We start from the raw sequence: 18310 nt of genomic DNA, 5'->3' as shown, positions 1-18310 counted from the left end.
GAAAACCTCGAGGCCTCCGTGTGAGTCGGGACACCGAAGGACGAGGGAGGCCAGAGTAACCTCTTTGCAGCGCGATGGAAGGATGGTCGAGTTTCGTACGACACAAGGGATAGCGCTCAGAGCGTAAAGTGGGCCCGGCTCCAGAATTTCCGGGGGTATCGCCTGTATACTCTAGGGGCGGAGGCCGGCAAGAGGAGAACGTCATTTTCGAAAGGCAAATTTTAGAGATGTGTAATCTGGAAATCTCAGACAGTCGTATACAAGAGCAGACCGTTCGTATTCCCTACGCCGTGAAGATCCCTCGGAGCGGAGGAGGATCCCGCTGATGTTCGAACGATTCACGGAGCGGGCCCGCAAGGTCGTGGTGCTCGCGCAGGACGAGGCCCGTCATTTCAACCACAACTACATAGGCACCGAGCACCTGCTCCTCGGCCTCCTTCGCGAGGACGAGGGCGTGGCCGCCCAGGCGCTCTCCTCTCTGAACGTCACCCTCGACGAGGTGCGCGAGCAGGTCGAGAGCATAGTCGGCTACGGTGAAGAGGGGACAGGGGCCCAGGCGCCCTTCACCCCGCGCTCCAAAAAGGTGCTCGAGCTGGCTTTGCGCGAGGCGCTGCAGCTCGGCCACAACTACATAGGCACCGAGCACATCCTGCTTGGCCTGGTGCGCGAGTCCGAGGGTGTGGCGGCGCGCGTGCTCTCGAACCTCGACGTCGACCCGGACAAGGTCAGGCGCGAGGTCGTCCGGCGTCTCGGCGGTGGTCGCGGCAGGAGCCGGGGCGGCGGCGCTGGCGAGGCGGCCGGTGGCCGCGGCGGGGTGGAGGCCAAGCGGCCCAAGACCCGCCAGCTCGACCAGTACGGGCGGAACCTCACGGCCTACGCCGAGGAGGAGAAGCTCGACCCGGTAATCGGGCGGAACGACGAGATCGCGCGCATCATGCAGATCCTCGTCCGCCGCACCAAGAACAACCCCGTCATCATCGGCGAGCCCGGCGTCGGCAAGACCGCCATCGTCGAGGGGCTTGCCGAGGAGATAGCCGAGGATAGGGTCCCGGACATCCTCGCCAACAAAGAGGTCTACACGCTCGACCTCGGGGCGCTGGTCGCGGGCTCCAAGTACAGGGGTGAGTTCGAGGAGCGGCTCAAGAAGATAATGAAGGAGATCACCGACCACGGCGACATCATCCTGTTCATCGACGAGATCCATAACCTCGTCGGGGCGGGTGCGGCCGAGGGCGCGATCGACGCCGCTTCCATCCTGAAGCCGGCTCTCGCCCGGGGTGAGATCCAGGTTATAGGTGCCACGACCATCGACGAGTACCGCAAGTACGTCGAGAAGGACAAGGCGCTGGAGCGTCGCTTCCAGACCATCCAGGTCGGCGAGCCGTCCGTCGAGGAGACGGAGCTCATCCTCAAGGGCCTGCGCGAGAAGTACGAGGACCACCACAACATCGACATCACAGACGAGGCCTTGAAGGCCGCCTCGCAGCTCGGTGACCGGTACATCGCCGACAGGTTCCTGCCCGACAAGGCAATAGACCTCGTCGACGAGGCGGCCTCCAAGATGAGGATCAAGACCATGTCTTCGCCGCCTTACTACCGCGAGATCGACGAGGAGCTCACCCAGGTCCGCACGGAGAAGGAAGCGGCTATCGACGGCCAGGAGTTCGAGAAGGCCGCCCGCTTCCGCGATTCGGAGCGCAAGCTCGTCGCCCAGCGTAGAGAGCTCGAGAAGGCCTGGCGCGAGGGCAAGGTCGAGGAGAAGCGGGTCTCCATCGGCGAGAACGAGATCGCGGAGATCGTCTCTATGTGGACGGGCATCCCGGTCAAGAAGATGACCGAGGAGGAGTCCGCGAGGCTCTTGCAGATGGAGGATGCGCTGCACGGCCGCGTGGTCGGGCAGAACGAGGCCATCAAGGCCGTCTCCCGCTCTATTCGCCGCACCTTCGCCGGCATCAAGGACCCGAACCGGCCCTCCGGCTCGTTCGTCTTCCTCGGCCCCACGGGCGTCGGTAAGACGGAGCTCGCGAGGACGCTGGCCGAGTACCTCTTCGGCGACCAGGAGTCAATGATCCGGCTCGACATGTCCGAGTACATGGAGCGCCACACGGTCTCGCGTCTGGTCGGCTCGCCGCCCGGATACGTCGGCTACGACGAGGGCGGGCAGCTCACCGAGAAGGTCAGGCGCCGTCCGTACAGCGTCGTTCTCTTCGACGAGATCGAGAAGGCCCACCCGGACGTCTTCAACATCATGTTGCAGATCCTCGAGGACGGGCAGCTCACCGACGCCCAAGGGCGCACCGTCGACTTCAAGAACGTCGTGATCATCATGACCTCCAACGTCGGGGCCCAGACGATCAACAAGACTCAGTCCCTGGGCTTCGGCGGGGGCGAAGAGGGGCTCTCCTACAAGGAGATGAAGGGCCGCGTAACGAGCGAGTTGCGCAAGATCTTCCGTCCCGAGCTCCTGAACAGGATCGACGAGATCATCGTCTTCCACAAGCTGGAGCGGGCGCAGATGCGCGAGATCATCGAGGTCCAGGTCAAGCGCTTCCGCAAGCAGCTCGCCGAGCGCGAGGTCACGGTCGAGTTCACGACCGAGGCCCTGGACAAGCTCGCCGAGGAGGGCTACGACCCGGCGTTCGGGGCGAGGCCTTTGCGCCGCGTGCTGCAGCGCATGATCGAAGACCCCATGAGCGAGATGATCCTCAAGGGCGAGATCCCCAACGGCTCCAAGGTGACCATCGAGCCGAACGACAAGTCTTCAGACGACATCTCCGAGGACGAGTCGATAGTGGACATCAAGGTCAGCCAGCCCAAGGAGATCGTCAAGGTCGAGTCCGAGTAAGGAAAACCGAAACCGAAGTATCCGGGGGCGGGGGCGCGATAAGCGCCCCCGCCCCCTTTCGCGTGCTTTGCCAACGCGGCGCGGTGGCTTCTATCGTCAGCCCTAACCGTCGCAGGCCGTGCCGTTGTCGTCGCCGTCGAGGTCGTTCGGGTCGCTGCCGTCGCTCTCCAGGATCGCCTGAGCCTGCGCCTGGCTTACCTCGTCGCAGTTGATGTCGCCGTCCGCGGCTGCCGAGGCGGAGGAATCGGCTGTTGCCGAGGCGCTGCTCCCCGCGACGAACTCTTCGTAGGGGACGCCCGGCTCGAAGATGGCGTTCTCTTCTTCGGTGAAGCGGTGCTTCCAGGCGCCGTCCTCCTGGACGAAGAGGGTGTAGCGGTTTATGGAGGTGCCGTCCTTGAAGGTCCTGTAGACGGTGACGCCGACCTCGGGGTCCGAGGTGGAGTTCTCTACTACGACGTCTATGGTGGACAGCTTCAGGCCCTCGGTGTCGGCGAAGTACTGGTTCTTGAGGTACCACTCGTCCTCCGGGTAGAGCGCCCTGGTGGCGGCGTCGAGGTTGGCGTAAGTGTAGGCCCAGTCCTCGCGATCGACGGCCTGGTAGTAGTCCTCGGCCGCCCCGGCGACTTCGGTTTCGGAGGCTGGCGAGGCGGCCGTCGTGGGTTCGGGGGTAGGTGACGTGGCTTCTTCGGGTTGGGGCGCGGTGGCTATGCCCTGCGCGTCGCCGATGGTCCAGGTGTAGGTGCCGCCGCTGGCGAACGGTTTGTAGTCCAGTTGGAGGCCCCTGGATTCGGGTGGTACCTCGTAGACGATCTCGCCGCTCGCCTTCTCGTCCGGGGCTATCTCGCCTTCGGCCAGCCCCTTTTGCTGGGTGTGGACGGTCTGGGAGGCGGAATAGCCCTCCTCGTTCTTGAGCACGAACTCCAGCAGGCTCGATACGGAGACGGCCTCATCCGAGACGTTCTCGAAGGTGAGGTCCGCGGCGAGAAAGCGATTGTCCGGGTTCTCGATGGGCTGGTCTAGGTCCGTGGTCGGCAGGATACGCACCCCGTTCAAGGTCGCCTCTACGCCCTCGGCCTCGATGGAGTCGCCGATGCCGAGATCCTGCTCGGTCGAAGGTTGGGAGGCTTCGGTGTTGCCACCGGCCTCCTCACTTGCCGGCTCCGGGTCTTTCGCGGGTGCCGGTTCGTTGGCCGAGGCTTGCGGGGCCTTTGTATCGTCGCCGCCGACGAGGGCGAAGCCCACTATGGCGCCTACGCCGGCCAGCACGATCAGGACGGCCGAGAGGCCCAGAACCAGGGGCAGCGCCCGACTGTTGCTACGGTTCGAGGTGGGCGGCGGGGCATAGGCCCGGGCTTGCGTCTCGTGCGTTGGAACCGCATCTTGCGCCGAAGGGGATACCCTGGCGCCACATGCCCCGCAGAACTTGTCCGCGGCATCGACGATGCTTCCACACTGCGCGCAGTAAACGGGGCTTCCTCTTCCGGCCATTTCCCCTCGCAAGATCCGTCTCGAACCCCGACAGTCTAGGACACCCTCGGGGTTGCTGCCCGCGGAACGTCCTGGAGACGGATGTGAATGTCCACGCCAGGATTATTCTGGTCGCATGGGGGGCGCGTTTCCCCTGACCGTGAAGGCGCACGGGTCGATGACACCGGCGATCTTGCGGCGGGCCTCGTTAGCGTCGCCGGGAACGTCTACCTCGATCCTCCCGTTCGCGTTGCCGAACCCATAGCCCCAAGAATCCGAGCCGGGTATGTCCTCTATCCGGCGCGCGAACGACGACAGATCGCCCTCCGACCAGCGGACGGTCTCGACCGCAACGGTCTCGGGATCTTCGATTTTCTCGCGCAGATCGGCCAGCACCTCGTCCTCGCCGCGCGTCACCTGGACGATCACACGGTCCCGGACGCTGTCTATTACGACTCCGCCGCGCTGATCGTCCGGCAGCGTCAGCAGGTGATTCTGCGCGAGGTTCGCGGTGGGATCCAGTACGAGATCGTTCTCGTCGACGGGCCTTTCGAGTCCCTTTCCCTCCGCCAACTCTTGTTGCCAGGCGAAGAAAGCCTGCGCTCTGGCCGGGCAGGTCGCCAGCAGCCTCTCGCGCTCGCTGGCGTAACGGGGATCGGCGTCGTCGAAGCCTCCCCCGGCGCCGCAGGCGGACACGGCCGGCAGGATCGTCGCGACCGTTAAAACGACGCGGCCCAACGCCCTCGACCTTGCGATTCCGCCAAGCATGAAGCCATTGTAGCGACGGGAGTGAACGTCAAACAAGGCGCCGTCCTGCAAGGTCCTATCCCGTACAATCAGGTCATGGCTACAAAGACGCTTTACGTTTGCTCGAACTGCGGGCACCAGGCTCCGAAGTGGCTCGGGCGCTGTCCCGATTGCGGGGAGTGGAGTACGTTCGTCGAGGAGGCGCGCGAGGCGAAGAAGGTGGTCGGCTTCGCGGAGCGGGCGACGAGGAAGAAGACGGGGGCGGCAGGCAGGACGCTGAGGTTGGATCAGGTCGAGGCAGCCGCCGACGGAGGCCGGATCGGCACGAGCGTCGCGGAACTCGACCGGGTACTCGGCGGCGGCATAGTCCCGGGCTCTATGGTCCTCGTCGGCGGGGAGCCCGGCGTCGGCAAGAGCACGCTGCTGTTGCAGGTGATGGGCCACCTCGGCGAGGGCTGCCTGATGGTCTCCGGCGAGGAGTCGCCGCGGCAGGTGGCGCTCTCCGCGAAGCGGCTCGGGGTGCAGGGCGCGGGTTTCAGCGTGCTCTCGGAGACGGACGTGGACGTCATCGAGGCGACCATACTGGAGGAGCGCCCGACCGTCGTCGTCGTCGATTCGATCCAGACGCTCTACTCGCCCGAACTCTCCGGTGCCCCGGGAGGGGTCGGGCAGGTGCGCGAGTGCGCGGCCAGGCTGATGCGGCTGGCAAAGAGCGAGGGGATAGCCGTGGTCCTGGTGGGCCACGTCACGAAGGACGGGTCCATCGCGGGGCCGCGGGTTTTGGAGCACATGGTCGACACGGTCCTCCAGTTCGAGGGGGACAGGTTCCAGTCTTTCCGGGTTTTGCGGGCCTTGAAGAACCGGTTCGGTTCGACCAACGAGATCGGGGTCTTCGAGATGACGGGCCGGGGGATGGTCGAGGTCGAGGACCCGTCGGCTTTCTTCCTCTCCAAGAGGGAGGAGAAGATGCCCTCGGGGGTGGCGACGGTGTGTTTGCTGGAGGGGACGCGGCCGATGCTGGTCGAGATAGAGAGCCTGGTAGCACCCAGCCCGCTCGCGAACCCGCGCAGGATCGCCAACGGCGTCGATACGGGCCGGGTGAACATGCTCTGCGCGGTGCTGGCGCGGCGCGCCGGCCTCTCGCTGGCCGACCAGGACGTCTACGTCAACGTGACGGGCGGGGTGCGGGTCGAGGAGCCGGCGGCCGACCTCGGGGTGGCGCTCGCGATAGCCTCCGCGCTGCGGGACAAGCCCGTCGGAAAAGGGACGGCCTGCTTCGGGGAGGTCGGGTTGACCGGGGACGTGAGGTTCGTCTCCGGGGCGCCGCGGCGTACGGGGGAAGTCTTGAAGATGGGGTATGGGCGTATAATCAGGCCCGAAGGAACGTCGGACGAGGGGTTTGATGCAAGAACCAGGAAGGACGCGAGCGTGATCGAGGTCAGTACGCTCGAGGAGGCCGTGGCGGTGGCGCTACTGTGAGCCCGTCCCGCAGAACGATGCCGGACGAACTGGTCGGCGCGCTCAGGCTCGTGGCCCCCGGAACGGACCTCAGGGAGGCCATAGAGAACGTGATCCGGGCTCACAACGGCGCGCTCATCGTCGTCTCCAGGCCCGAGAAGCTCGAAAACCTCGGCATCATCTCGGGCGGGATGAAGCTCGGGCTGGACTTCGCGCCGATGCGGCTCTACGAGCTCGCGAAGATGGACGGGGCCATAGTCCTCTCGCCGAACGTCTCGGTGATCCACTACGCCAACGTCCAGCTCAGCCCGGACCCGACCCTGGAGTCTCACGAGACCGGGATGCGCCACCTCGCGGGCCACCGAACGGCCCAGCAGAGCGGGGACCTCGTCATAGTCGTCTCCGAGCGGCGGCGCGTCGTGAGCCTGTACCAGGGCGACTTCGGGCCGCTCGTCCTGGAAGACATCGGCGTCGTGCTCTCCAAGGCGAACTCCGCGATAGCGACCCTGGAGAAGTTCACGAGGAGGCTGCGCGAGGAGGCCCGCGCCCTGACCGTCCACGAGTACGACGGCGCCGTCACGTTGCGGGAAGTCGTCGGGGCGATCGGCAACTTCGAGTATTCCGTGCGGATAGCCGAGGAGGTCGAGGCCTACGTGCGGGAGCTCGGGAGCGAGGGGCGTCTGGTCGAGATGCAGCTGGAGCAGGCCTTCCACGACGTGCCGGAGCAGTACGATGCCCTGATCCGGGACTACGCCGCCGAAGGCGTGGATTGCGGGGAGGTCCGAACGCGGTTGAGGAACTTCTCCCCCGAGCAGCTCTCGGAGGCCGAGGAGATCACGCGCGCCCTCGGCTACGATTCGGTCGGCCGGACGGAGGACTTCTTCCTGAAACCCCGGGGCTACCGCCAGCTGGAGAGGGTGCCGCGTCTGCCGCGGCGGGTGGCCGAGAGCCTGATCCGGGAGTTCGGCTCCCTGAAGGACCTTCTGGAAGCGAGCGAGGCGGAGCTCGACGAGGTCGAGGGCGTCGGCCAGGCCCGCGCCCGCGCCATCCAGCGCGGCCTCGAACGCCAGCGGAGTTTGGAGACCTCGGGCGAGGTTATGTGACGAATTCCGAGGACCCCGCGCGTTGGCGAACGCCATGGCGAACCCTCCCGCTGTAGCGCTCGTGCTGGCCGGCGGGCTCGGCACCCGCATGGGCCGACCCAAACAGTTCCTGACCCTCCGCGGTAGGCCAGCGCTCTACCACACGCTTCGGGCCTTCGAGGAGGCGGACTCGGTCGGCAGGGTCTACGCCGTCGGCGACCGGCCCCGCGTCGAGTCGCTCGCGAAGGAGGCCGGCATCTCGAAGTACGTCGGTTGCGCCGAGCCGGGTCCCTTCCGGCAGTTGTCCACCAAGAGCGGGCTCTTACTCTGCGAGGAGGACCCCGAGACCGTCGTCCTCGTGCACGACGGCTCGCGCTGCCTCGTCACCCCTGACCTCATAGACCGTATCGTGGGGGCCGCGACGGCCGAAGACCATCCCGACGGCGTCGTGCCTGCGACCCCCGTCTCGGACACCATAAAAGTCGCGCGGGGCGGCGAGGTCGTGAAGACGCTCGACCGGACGGAGCTCCGGGCCGTCCAGACCCCGCAGGCGTTCCGTCTCGGTCTGTTGCGGCGGCTCCACGAGGCGCCCGACGAGTACCTCGGCGCGGCAACCGACGACGCCTCACTCGTCGAGCGGAACGGGGGGCGGGTGCTCTTGATCGAGGGCGACAAAACGAACATAAAGCTGACCTCGCCCGAAGATCTTGTGCTCGCCGAGGCGATACTCGCCGCGCGCGAAGGGGACCCACGACCAGGAGCGTCTACCTGATGCGGGTTGGGCTCGGCGTTGACGTCCACGCGTTCGCGGCGGCGGAGGACGGCAGGAAGCTCGTCCTCGGCGGCGTGGACATCCCGTTCGACCGGGGGCTCCTCGGCCACTCCGACGCGGACGTTCTCGCCCACGCCGTCACCGACGCGCTGCTGGGGGCCGCCGGCCTCGAAGACATCGGCCACTACTTCCCGGACACGGATGCCCGGTGGAGAGACGCTGACTCTATCGGGCTTCTGCGCGAGGTTCGCCGCATCGTCGGCGGCTCGTGGGAGGTCGCCAACGTGGACGCCGTCGTGATGTGCGAGCGGCCCAAGATCCGGGACCACCGCGACGCCATGCGTAAGAACCTCGCCGGCGCCCTGGAAGTAGACTTCTCGCGGGTCAGCGTGCGCGGCACCACGACGGAGCGGCTCGGCTTCACCGGCAGGGGGGAGGGGATCGCCGCCCAGGCCGTCTGCCTCCTGCAGGAGCGTTAGGCCGATGGCGGAGCCGAAGACGCGCTTCGCCCCGAGCCCGACTGGGATGCTCCACCTCGGCGGCGCCCGTACGGCCCTCTTCAACTTCCTCTTCGCGAAGTACCACGGCGGCGGGCTCCTCCTCCGCATCGAGGACACGGACCGGTCCCGGAGCACGCGCGATTTCGAGGCCGCGCTTCTCGAAGACCTCGAATGGCTAGGCCTCTCCTTCGACGAAGGTCCGTACCGCCAGAGCGAACGCGGGGAGTCGTACGAAGAGGGGATTGAGAACCTAACGCAAGCGGGCCTGACCTACGAGAGCGCGGACCAGGACGGCCGGCGGGCGCTCTACTTCCGTCCGCCTGACAGGAGCGGGACGTTTCGTGACGCCTTGCGTGGCGAGGTCCCGTTCAGCCGGGTGGAGGACTTCGTGATCCGGAAGTCCGACGGCACCCCTTCCTACAACTTCGCCGCGGTGGTAGACGACGCGAACATGAACATCTCGCACGTCATCCGGGGCGAGGAGCACCTCCCGAACACCGGCCGCCAAGTCCTCCTGTACCGGGCGCTCGGCCTCGCGGAGCCGGGCTTCGTCCACCTCGGCGTCATCCTCGGCCCCGACGGCAAGAAGCTCTCCAAACGCCACGGCGCCGCCAGCGTCGCCGACTACCGGCAGGAAGGTTACTTGCCGGAAGCCCTCATCAACCACCTCGCGCTCCTCGGCTGGACCCACCCGGCGGGCAAAGAAGACTTCGCCGACCTGGACGAACTGGTTCGTGAGTGGGACCCTTCGCGTCTCGGCGCGAGCCCGTCCACCTTCGACATCGACCGCCTGCTCTTCTTCGACGCCAGGCACATCAGAAGGTTGTCGCCAGACGAACTTCGCCGGCGCGTCGAGCCGTTCTTAGACGGTCCGTTGCCGGAGGGGCGGGAGGCGGCGGCTCTGGAGGTGATCCGGGAGGAGGCCCGCGTGCTCTCCGACGCCCCCCGTCTGCTGGACGAGATCATGGCTCCAATAGACCCCGCGACTTTCCTGGAAGAACTGCCGGACTCCGCCACGGAGGTCTTTGCCCACACGGCGACGATGCTCGAATGCCGATCCCTCTCGGACGTGAGCGAAGCAAGGGATATTGTCCAGGAACTGCGCGCCTGGGCAAAGGAGCGGAGCATGAAGATCCGTGACCTGTTGCACCCGCTACGCCTGGCCCTCACGGGCAAGAACAGGGGGCCTGAGATGGGGCTGGTGCTCGCAGTGCTCGGTACCAAAGAAGCTCGAAAGCGGATCAAGTATGCAAAGGATGGAGTTCGGAGCAAACCGTCCGCCGAGGAGTTCGACTGAGTTTGGCACAAAGATCTCGGGGACTATCTGGGCGCACTCCTTCTCCGGCGTTCCGTTTTGGAAGATCGAAGCGACGTGCGGTCGGGTCTCCGCCGGATAGAGTCTCGTAGACAGGCTAGACTAAGGCCATGAGCGTATTCGTGCGGGACAGCTTGAGCGGCGGGATGGTCGAGGTCGGGCGGGACGGGAAGGTCGGCCTGTACGTCTGTGGTCCCACGGTCTACGACCACATCCACATAGGGAACGCGCGGGCCCCTTTGTTCTGGGACGTGGTGGTCCGGTACCTGAGGAGCCGGGATTACGACGTGACGTTCGTCCAGAACATCACGGACATCGAGGACAAGATCATTGCCAAGGCCAACGCCGAGGGCGCCTCCTGGCAGGAGGTCGTCGACCGCTACACGGACTCGTTCCACGGGCGGCTGGAGATGCTCGGCATAGGTCTGCCTGACGTAGAGCCGCGGGCGACGCAGCATATACCCGAGATGATCTCCCTGATAGAGGAACTCGTCGAGAAGGGCCACGCCTACGCCCCGGGCAACGGCGACGTCTACTACTCGGTCGAGAGCTTTCCGGGCTACGGCTCCTTGAGCCACCAGAACCCGAGGGAGATGCGAGAGACGGAGAAAGGCCAGACGGACGACAAGCGGAGCCCGCTAGACTTCGCGCTCTGGAAAGCCTCCAAACCGGGCGAGCCCGAATGGGAGAGCCCGTGGGGGCGGGGCCGTCCCGGTTGGCACATCGAGTGCTCGGCGATGGTCGAAAAGCACCTGCCGGAAGGCGCGGACATCCACGGTGGCGGCACGGACATCCGGTTCCCGCACCACGAGAACGAGCTCGCCCAGAGCGCCGCGGCCCACCCGGAGCACACGTTCGTCCGAGCCTGGGCGCACCACGGGATGGTGACCTTCGGGGGGACGGACAAGATGGCGAAGTCCGTCGGCAACGTGCTCGACGTCCAGCGTGCCGTGAAACTCCACGGACGCAACGCCGTCAGGATGTGGCTGCTCCAGAGCCACTACTCGCAGCCAATCGAGTATTCAGCGGAGATCCTGGAAGAGAAACGCCGCTCCTACGAACGGTTGCTCCGCCTCTACCGCCAGATCTCGGACCCGGATACGTCCTCCGAACTCTCCGACGAACTCGCGGCCGGACTTCGCGGGCGGTTCGACGAGGCGATGCGGGACGATTTCAACACGCCCGAGGTAGTGGCGACGCTCTTCGAGGCGGCCAACCGGGCGGCGCGCGAGATCTCCGACCGACCCGAGTCCGCGGGCGAGTTCGGGTCGCTTGCGGGGGCGATAGAGGAGGTCATGACCGTCTTCGGGTTCGACCTCGCGCGGGAGCTTGCCGTGGAGGTGGGCGGCGTGCGCGTCCGGTATACGGAGGAGCCGGGCGAAGAGGTCCTCGGCCTGGCCGCCAACAGGGAGTTGGCCCGGCGGGCGAAGGACTGGGCCACGGCGGACCGGCTGCGCGAGGAGCTCGCGGAGGCCGGATGGGCCGTCGAGGACACCCCGGATGGTCCCATCCTGAGCCGCCGGTAGTCCATGCCCGAGACCATCTACGGCATCCGTCCCGTCGTCGAGGCGCTGAAGAGCCGTCGGCGGAAGGTCCTGGAAGTCCTCGATTCTTCGGGCAACGGGGAAGTCCGGGCGGCGGCCGGCGGCGTGCCCGTCAAGAAAGTTCTTCGGGACAGGGTGGAGGATTTGGCGCGGGGCGGGGTCCACCAGGGCGTCGTGGCGCGGGTGGAATCCTATCCGTACTCCGGCCTGGAGGAGATCCTGGCCATCCCCGAGCCTTTGATCCTGGTTCTTGACGGCGTGACGGACCCGCGCAACCTCGGGGCGGTGTTGCGGGCCGCGGACGGGGCGGGGGCGAGCGGGGTCGTGATCCCGAAGGACAAGGCCGTCGGGGTGACGGCGGCGGCCGTCAAGGCGAGCGCCGGCGCCAGCGAACACGTCCGCGTCGCCAGGGTGACGAACCTGAAGCGGGCGGTCGACGAGATGAAGGCGGCGAACGTCTGGGTCTACGCCGCGGAAGCCGGGGGGACGGACTACGCGAAGCTCGACCTGGACGGGCCCGTGGCCTTCGTTCTGGGCAGCGAGGGCAAGGGCGTGAGGCGGCTGGTACGCGAGGCGTGCGACGGGACAGTGTCCGTACCGATGCTGGGCGCCGTCTCGTCCCTGAACGTCTCCGTGGCCGCGGCCGTGCTGGCGTACGAGGCGCGCAGGCAGAGGGGGTAGCGTGCCGTCGTACCTCATCCTGGACGCCTACAACGTCATAGGCGCCCTGGACCGCTACCGCGACGCCGAAACCTTCGACGCCGCCCGCGAACTCCTCATAACCGACGCCCTGAAAGCGGCGGGCTGGATCGGCCGCGCCATCATCGTCGTCTTCGACGCCCACCGCGCCCCGACCCCCGCAAAGAAGAATCCCTCGCCGGCGGCGCCGTCCGCATCGTCTACAGCGCCCCGGCCAGTCCGCCGACGACGAAATAGAGCGCCTCCTCTCGAGACTGGAAGATTCCGCCACCGTCTACACGGCCGACTTCGCCCTCCAACGCACAGCACTCGCCCGCGGGTCCACCCGCGCCACCCCCACGAGTTCGCCAACCTCCTCGACGAGCTCCCCGCAATAACACGGAACCCCAACGTCCCGCGGAAGTCCCGTGTTGCAGACAGGCTGTCGCCCGAGACCATCCGAAAGTTAGAAGAGATACGCAGGCGAGGGACGTAGCACGCTCCGGCTGTCGCCTCCGCTCTCAGCCCGGCGCTTCGCTTGTCAGCACGCTCCGGTCTTCGACCTCCGGCTTTCAGCAAAGAACAATAGCGATGTCGGCGTGGGGTTTGCGCTGTTACAATCTCCGAGGCGCATGGTACGAGTCAGCGAGTTGGCCTCAGAAGGCTTTTAGCTGAAAGCGAGGGCCGGAGCGTGCTGACAAGCGAAGCCCGAAGGGCGAAGCGTGCGGCGCGTCGCCTGCGGCGAGGCGCCCGGGTAGCTCAGAGGTAGAGCAGCCGCCTTGTAAGCGGCCGGTCGGGGGTTCGATTCCCTTCCCGGGCTCTGTTTTTGGTGGTGCCGTGGCTTGTTGAAAAGTACCTTGCGTTTGCTACCATATTCGGGCGCTCCGCACGAGGGTGTTGCGAGGCGTGGCCGGGGGTGTGCCCGAGTGGCCAAAGGGAGCAGACTGTAAATCTGCCGGCTTCGCCTACGGAGGTTCGAATCCTCCCGCCCCCACCAGAAGGATACGCCCCTGTAGCTCAGTGGTAGAGCACCTCCATGGTAAGGAGGGGGTCAGCGGTTCAAGTCCGCTCGGGGGCTCTTGGATAGGGTTTCGGCCCGGTCCGCGACATAGGCGTGGCGGCGTAGCTCAGTCGGTTAGAGCAGCGGAATCATAATCCGCGTGTCGCAGGTTCGAGTCCTGCCGCCGCTACTATTTTTGTCCCCAGAGTTGTGGTAACGAGAAAGGATCACGGATGTCCAGAGGGAAGTTCGAGAGGAACAAGCCGCACCTGAACGTGGGCACCATAGGCCACGTCGACCACGGCAAGACCACGCTCACCGCGGCGATCACCAAGACCCTGGCCAAGGCCGTGCCCAACGACCCGGCCAACCGCGAGGTCGCCTTCGACCAGATAGACAACGCCCCCGAGGAGCGCCAGCGCGGGATCACCATAGCCACCAGCCACCAGGAGTACGCCACCGAGAACCGCCACTACGCCCACGTCGACTGCCCGGGCCACGCCGACTACGTGAAGAACATGATCACCGGCGCCGCCCAGATGGACGGGGCGATCCTGGTGGTCTCCGCCGCCGACGGGCCGATGCCCCAGACGCGCGAGCACATCCTCTTGGCGCGCCAGGTGGGGGTGCCCTACATAGTGGTCTTTTTGAACAAGGCCGACATGGTCGACGACGAGGAGCTTTTGGAGCTGGTGGAGATGGAGGTTCGGGAGCTTTTGTCCGAGTACGACTTCCCGGGCGACGACGTGCCGGTTGTCGTGGGCTCCGCCTTGAAGGCGCTGGAGGGGGACGACTCGGAGTACGGGGAGCCGGCCATCCTCAGGCTGATGGAGGCGGTCGACTCGTACGTGCCCGAGCCCGAGCGGGACATAGACCGCGACTTTTTGTTGGCCGTCGAGGACGTCTTCACGATCCAGGGGCGAGGCACGGTGGCCACCGGGCGCGTGGAGACCGGCCAGATAGCGGTCAACACGGAGGTGGAGATCGTCGGCATCCGGCCCACGCGCAAGACGGTGGTGACGGGGGTCGAGATGTTCAACAAGTCGATGGACTCGGCCCAGGCCGGCGACAACATAGGCGCCCTGCTTCGCGGGCTCAAGCGCGACGACGTGGAGCGTGGGCAGGTTTTGGCCAAGCCCGGCACGATAACGCCCCACACCCGCTTCAAGGCGGAGGTGTACGTGCTTTCCAAGGAGGAGGGGGGGCGCCACACGCCGTTCTTCACCAACTACCGGCCGCAGTTCTACTTCCGCACCACCGACGTGACGGGGGAGATAAGGCTCGAGGAGGGGGTGGAGATGGTGATGCCCGGGGACAACACGGTGATGGAGGTTGAGCTGATAAGCCCGATAGCGATGGACGAGGGGCTCAACTTCGCCATCCGCGAGGGCGGCCGCACCGTCGGCGCCGGCGTCGTAACAGAGATAATCGAGTAGCGGTATAACGTAGGTTTGGCGGGGGCGGCAATGGTGCCGCCCCTGTGATTTGGAGGACTATTGTGCGACAATTGGTAACGCTGGCTTGCGACGAGTGCAAGCGTCGGAACTACAGTAGCCGCAAGAACCGGCGCAACACCCCGGATCGCATCCAGTTGCAGAAGTATTGTCCGTGGTGCCGGCAGCACACGGCGCACCGGGAGACCCGGTAGGACGTTCTGATAGAGGGCAGTAGCTCAGTTGGAAGAGCAGCGGTCTCCAAAACCGCAGGTCGTGGGTTCGAGTCCCTCCTGCCCTGCTCCGAGAGGCGAAGCCATGCGAGGAACTAGTGGGTAAGAAGCGGGGCGCCCAGGCGCCGTCCGGCAAGGGCGGCGGGAAGGCGCAACAACAGCAGAAGAGCGGTGGGTTCCTGGCCGGTCCGAGGAAGTTCGCGCGCGACGTGCGGGGCGAGCTCCGGCGGGTGAGCTGGCCGAACCGGGAGCAGTTGCGCCAGAGCACGGCGGTCGTGCTCATCATCGTGCTGACGCTCGCCGCTTACGTCGCCGTCTGGGACTTTCTTTTCGGCAGGCTAGCGCGTTTGATCTTCACGTAAAGTCTAGGAGTCTATTCCCTTGAAGAAGTGGTACGTCGTCAACACATACTCGGGCCATGAGAACAAGGTCCGAACGACGCTGGAGCGTCGCATCGAGTCGATGGGCCTCAACCGGCACTTCGGCGAGATCTCCATCCCGACCGAGAACGTCATCGAGATCAAAGACGGCAAGAAGGTCCCGACGGTCCAGCGCCAGTTCCCCGGCTACGTCCTGGTGAACATGGACATGAACGACAGCTCCTGGAGCCTCGTCCGCCAAACGCCGGGCGTGACCCAGATCGTCGGCGCCGGGGACAAACCCCTTGCGCTCTCCCGCGCCGAGGTAGAGCGGCTGCTCCACCCGAACGAGGCCGCCGCCGAGCAGCGCGAGAAGGTCAAGACGACGGTTGACTACACCGTCGGGGAGACCGTCAAGGTGATCGGCGGGCCGCTCTCGGACTTCACCGGGTCGATCTCGGACATCAACGTGGACCAGTCGCGGCTGAAGGTGCTGGTCTCCATCTTCGGGCGGGAGACGCCGGTTGAGCTGTCTTTCAGCCAGGTAGCCAAGCTCTAAAACGAACGAGAGGAATCTTATGGGCAGAGGACGCGGGCGCCGCGTAGCGCGCAAATTGAAGTTGCAGATCACGGGCGGTCAGGCCAACCCGGCCCCGCCGGTGGGTCCTGCGCTCGGCCAGGCGCAGGTCAACATCGGGGAGTTCGTGCGGCAGTTCAACGACGCCACGCGCGACCGGATGGGCCAGGTGGTGCCGGTCGAGATCACGGTCTACGAGGACCGCTCGTTCACGTTCGTCACCAAGACCTCCCCCGCGGCGTACCTGCTCCGCCAGGCCGCCGGCGTAGACAAGGGCAGCGGCGAGCCGAACCGCTCGAAGGTCGGCACCGTGAGCCGCGCGCAGGTCGAGGAGATTGCCAGGACCAAGATGCCTGACCTCAACGCCGCCGACGTGGAAGGCGCGTCGAAGATCGTCGAGGGTACGGCCCGGAGCATGGGGATTACGGTCAATGGGTAGACGACTTTTGGAACAGAAGGCAAAGATAGACCCGGAGCGCTACTACGCCCCGCGCGAGGCGATCGAGCTTCTCAAGAGCCTCGACGGCGCCAAGTTCGACGAGAGCGTCGAGGCCCACGTCCACCTGAACGTGGACCCGCGCCGCGCCGACCAGATGGTTCGCGGCACCCTGATGCTCCCGAACGGCACGGGCAAGACCCGCCGCGTCGCCGTCTTCGCCGAGGGCGAGAAGGCCCGCGAGGCCGAGGAGGCTGGCGCCGACGTCGTCGGCTCCGACGACCTCGCCTCCCGCATCCGCGAGCAGGGCTTCATGGACTTCGACGTGGCGGTCGCCACGCCGGACCAGATGCGGTCCGTCGGCCAGCTAGGTCCGGTGCTCGGTCCGCGGGGGCTCATGCCGAACCCTAAGAGCGGGACCGTCACGATGGACGTCGGTAGGGCCGTCGAGGAGATCAAGCGCGGCAAGATCGAGTACCGCGTCGACCGCTACGGCATCATCCACGGCATCATCGGCAAGAAGTCCTTCGACGAGGACAGCCTGGTCCAGAACTACTTCGCCCTGCGCGAGGAGCTGCAGCGGGCGAGGCCGGCGCCGGTCAAGGGCCGGTACTTCAAGACCGTCACCCTCACGACCACGATGGGTCCTTCGGTCAAGGTTGACCCGGCGGTCGAGAGGGAGTAAGATCTCGCGCGGACGATAGCGGAGCTATAGTCCACAGCAGACCACAGACAGCCGGGGTCCGGGGCTAGCGCCCAGGACTTAATCTTCCGGCCGAGGTCGCGGAAAGCACCTTACGGATTCTTCTCAGAACCCCGGGCGCCTCTGCGGCCCCGGGGTTTTCTATTGCAGAGGAGTCGAGGTGAAGAGGGAAGAGAAAGCGCAGGTGATCGAGCGCCTCGCGGGCAAGCTGCGGGCGGGCTCGGCGGTCCTGGTGGACTACCAGGGCATGGACGTCGCCCGCACCACGGACCTTAGGCGTCGCAGCCGCGAGTCGGGGGTCGAGTTCGTCGTCGCCAAGAACACCCTTACCAAGCGCGCGGCCGACGAGGCGGGCGTCGAGGGTCTCGAAGAGTTCCTGACCGGTCCGACCGCGCTGGCGTTCTCGGAGGACCCGGTCGCGAGCGCGAAGCTCATGGCCGAGTTCGCCGACCAGGTCGAGACGTTCGCCCTCAAGGGCGGCCTGCTCGAAGGCGGGCGCGTGCTGGACGAGGCGGACGTGGTGGCGTTGTCCAAGCTGCCGGCCAGGGAGCAGCTCATAGCCCAGGTCGTCGGCGGCATCTCGTCGCCGCTCACGGGCCTGGTGACGGTCTTGAACAACACCGTTCAGGGTCTCGTGGTGGCGCTCGGCCAGATCGCCGAGCAGAAGCAGAACGCGGAACAGTCGTAAAAAGTCGAGTCCAGGAGGATTTGAAATGGCGGTAAACCAGCAGGAACTGATGGAGTCTATCGAGAACATGACCGTTCTCGAGCTCTCCGAGCTCGTAAAGGCCCTCGAGGAGCGCTTCGGCGTCTCCGCCACGGCCGTCGCCGCGGCCCCCGCCGCCGGCGCCGCCGCCGATGGCGCGGCCGCCGAGGAGGAGCAGACCGAGTTCGACGTCGTGCTCACGGGCGCCGGCGAGAAGAAGATCCAGGTCATCAAGGTAGTCCGCGCGGCCACCGGCCTGGGCCTGAAGGAGGCCAAGGCCCTCGTCGACGAGGCCCCGAACCCCGTCAAGGAGGCGATCTCCAAGGAGGACGCCGAGGCCCTCAAGACCCAGATCGAAGAGGCCGGCGGTACGGTAGAGCTGAAGTAGGCTCTGCCTACTTCAGCTCTACGCTGTTAGCTATCAGCTCTCAGCGGTCAGCTGGAGACCGGCGTAG

Annotated in this window: 19 protein-coding genes and 5 tRNA genes; 22 read left to right on the top strand and 2 right to left on the bottom strand. The window is 66.1% G+C overall.

The window, feature by feature from the left end; translation table 11 throughout:
- The first annotated feature begins 325 nt into the window (after nt 1-325).
- Nucleotides 326-2845: an ATP-dependent Clp protease ATP-binding subunit gene (locus tag GBA63_RS14535; RefSeq protein ID WP_166177180.1), complete on the top strand. Its 2520-nt coding sequence runs from the start codon at nt 326-328 to the stop codon at nt 2843-2845.
- 102 nt (nt 2846-2947) lie between these two features.
- Here GBA63_RS14535 and GBA63_RS14530 read toward each other — a convergent pair whose 3' ends face one another.
- On the bottom strand, nt 2948-4111 hold the full coding sequence (locus GBA63_RS14530) for a DUF4352 domain-containing protein (protein WP_166177178.1): 1164 nt from the start codon (nt 4109-4111) through the stop codon (nt 2948-2950).
- A gap of 324 nt (nt 4112-4435) precedes the next feature.
- Nucleotides 4436-5080 carry a hypothetical protein gene (locus tag GBA63_RS14525; protein WP_207956807.1) on the bottom strand — a complete coding sequence of 215 codons (645 nt, stop codon included), beginning with the start codon at nt 5078-5080 and terminating at the stop codon, nt 4436-4438.
- A gap of 75 nt (nt 5081-5155) precedes the next feature.
- Between GBA63_RS14525 and radA the strand changes: the two genes are divergently transcribed.
- The 21 genes from radA to rplL all read left to right on the top strand — a co-directional run bounded on the left by radA (nt 5156) and on the right by rplL (nt 18243).
- Nucleotides 5156-6538, top strand: coding sequence for a DNA repair protein RadA (gene radA / locus GBA63_RS14520; RefSeq protein ID WP_166177174.1), 1383 nt, complete (start codon nt 5156-5158; stop codon nt 6536-6538).
- Between the two features lie 17 nt (nt 6539-6555).
- Nucleotides 6556-7620 carry a DNA integrity scanning diadenylate cyclase DisA gene (disA, locus tag GBA63_RS14515; protein ID WP_166177172.1) on the top strand — a complete coding sequence of 355 codons (1065 nt, stop codon included), beginning with the start codon at nt 6556-6558 and terminating at the stop codon, nt 7618-7620.
- 22 nt (nt 7621-7642) lie between these two features.
- A complete protein-coding gene (gene ispD, locus GBA63_RS14510; protein WP_166177170.1) occupies nt 7643-8371 on the top strand; it encodes a 2-C-methyl-D-erythritol 4-phosphate cytidylyltransferase in 729 nt (242 codons plus the stop codon).
- Nucleotides 8371-8850: a 2-C-methyl-D-erythritol 2,4-cyclodiphosphate synthase gene (gene ispF / locus GBA63_RS14505; protein WP_166177168.1), complete on the top strand. Its 480-nt coding sequence runs from the start codon at nt 8371-8373 to the stop codon at nt 8848-8850. Before ispD ends, ispF begins: the two co-directional genes overlap by 1 nt.
- A 4-nt stretch (nt 8851-8854) precedes the next feature.
- Entirely contained in the window at nt 8855-10168 is a 1314-nt protein-coding gene (locus GBA63_RS14500) for a glutamate--tRNA ligase (protein ID WP_166177166.1), read from the top strand.
- Nucleotides 10169-10296: 128 nt separating this feature from the next.
- Nucleotides 10297-11712 (top strand): cysteine--tRNA ligase, encoded by a 1416-nt coding sequence (gene cysS, locus GBA63_RS14495; protein WP_166177164.1) that lies wholly within the window; start codon nt 10297-10299, stop codon nt 11710-11712.
- A 3-nt stretch (nt 11713-11715) separates the two neighbouring features.
- Entirely contained in the window at nt 11716-12411 is a 696-nt protein-coding gene (rlmB, locus tag GBA63_RS14490; RefSeq protein WP_166177162.1) for a 23S rRNA (guanosine(2251)-2'-O)-methyltransferase RlmB, read from the top strand.
- A gap of 1 nt (nt 12412) precedes the next feature.
- Nucleotides 12413-12904, top strand: a complete 492-nt coding sequence (locus tag GBA63_RS14485; RefSeq protein ID WP_166177160.1) for an NYN domain-containing protein — start codon at nt 12413-12415, stop codon at nt 12902-12904.
- Nucleotides 12905-13156: 252 nt separating this feature from the next.
- Nucleotides 13157-13228: transfer RNA gene (locus GBA63_RS14480), tRNA-Thr, on the top strand.
- A gap of 92 nt (nt 13229-13320) precedes the next feature.
- Nucleotides 13321-13405: transfer RNA gene (locus GBA63_RS14475), tRNA-Tyr, on the top strand.
- Nucleotides 13406-13414: 9 nt separating this feature from the next.
- Nucleotides 13415-13486 (top strand) — tRNA-Thr (locus GBA63_RS14470).
- Nucleotides 13487-13524: 38 nt separating this feature from the next.
- A tRNA-Met gene (locus GBA63_RS14465) sits at nt 13525-13598 on the top strand.
- Nucleotides 13599-13641: 43 nt separating this feature from the next.
- Nucleotides 13642-14844 carry an elongation factor Tu gene (tuf, locus tag GBA63_RS14460; RefSeq protein ID WP_166177158.1) on the top strand — a complete coding sequence of 401 codons (1203 nt, stop codon included), beginning with the start codon at nt 13642-13644 and terminating at the stop codon, nt 14842-14844.
- Between the two features lie 62 nt (nt 14845-14906).
- On the top strand, nt 14907-15056 hold the full coding sequence (rpmG, locus tag GBA63_RS14455; protein ID WP_228282128.1) for a 50S ribosomal protein L33: 150 nt from the start codon (nt 14907-14909) through the stop codon (nt 15054-15056).
- Nucleotides 15057-15069: 13 nt separating this feature from the next.
- Nucleotides 15070-15142, top strand: a tRNA-Trp gene (locus GBA63_RS14450).
- Nucleotides 15143-15172: 30 nt separating this feature from the next.
- Nucleotides 15173-15436, top strand: a complete 264-nt coding sequence (gene secE, locus GBA63_RS14445; protein ID WP_207956806.1) for a preprotein translocase subunit SecE — start codon at nt 15173-15175, stop codon at nt 15434-15436.
- 19 nt (nt 15437-15455) lie between these two features.
- Nucleotides 15456-15992, top strand: a complete 537-nt coding sequence (nusG, locus tag GBA63_RS14440) for a transcription termination/antitermination protein NusG (RefSeq protein WP_166177156.1) — start codon at nt 15456-15458, stop codon at nt 15990-15992.
- A gap of 19 nt (nt 15993-16011) precedes the next feature.
- Complete coding sequence (rplK, locus tag GBA63_RS14435) at nt 16012-16449, top strand: 50S ribosomal protein L11 (RefSeq protein WP_166177154.1); 438 nt, start codon at nt 16012-16014, stop codon at nt 16447-16449.
- On the top strand, nt 16442-17131 hold the full coding sequence (gene rplA / locus GBA63_RS14430) for a 50S ribosomal protein L1 (RefSeq protein ID WP_166177152.1): 690 nt from the start codon (nt 16442-16444) through the stop codon (nt 17129-17131). Before rplK ends, rplA begins: the two co-directional genes overlap by 8 nt.
- A gap of 178 nt (nt 17132-17309) precedes the next feature.
- Nucleotides 17310-17837, top strand: coding sequence for a 50S ribosomal protein L10 (rplJ, locus tag GBA63_RS14425; protein ID WP_166177150.1), 528 nt, complete (start codon nt 17310-17312; stop codon nt 17835-17837).
- 25 nt (nt 17838-17862) lie between these two features.
- Nucleotides 17863-18243 (top strand): 50S ribosomal protein L7/L12, encoded by a 381-nt coding sequence (gene rplL, locus GBA63_RS14420; protein WP_166177149.1) that lies wholly within the window; start codon nt 17863-17865, stop codon nt 18241-18243.
- Nucleotides 18244-18310: the final 67 nt, after the last annotated feature.

The organism is Rubrobacter tropicus, from assembly GCF_011492945.1.
In the GTDB taxonomy this organism is placed as follows: Bacteria; Actinomycetota; Rubrobacteria; order Rubrobacterales; family Rubrobacteraceae; genus Rubrobacter_D; species Rubrobacter_D tropicus.
Note: the sequence above shows the minus strand (reverse complement) of the source record. Positions and strands in the feature narration are given on the sequence as shown.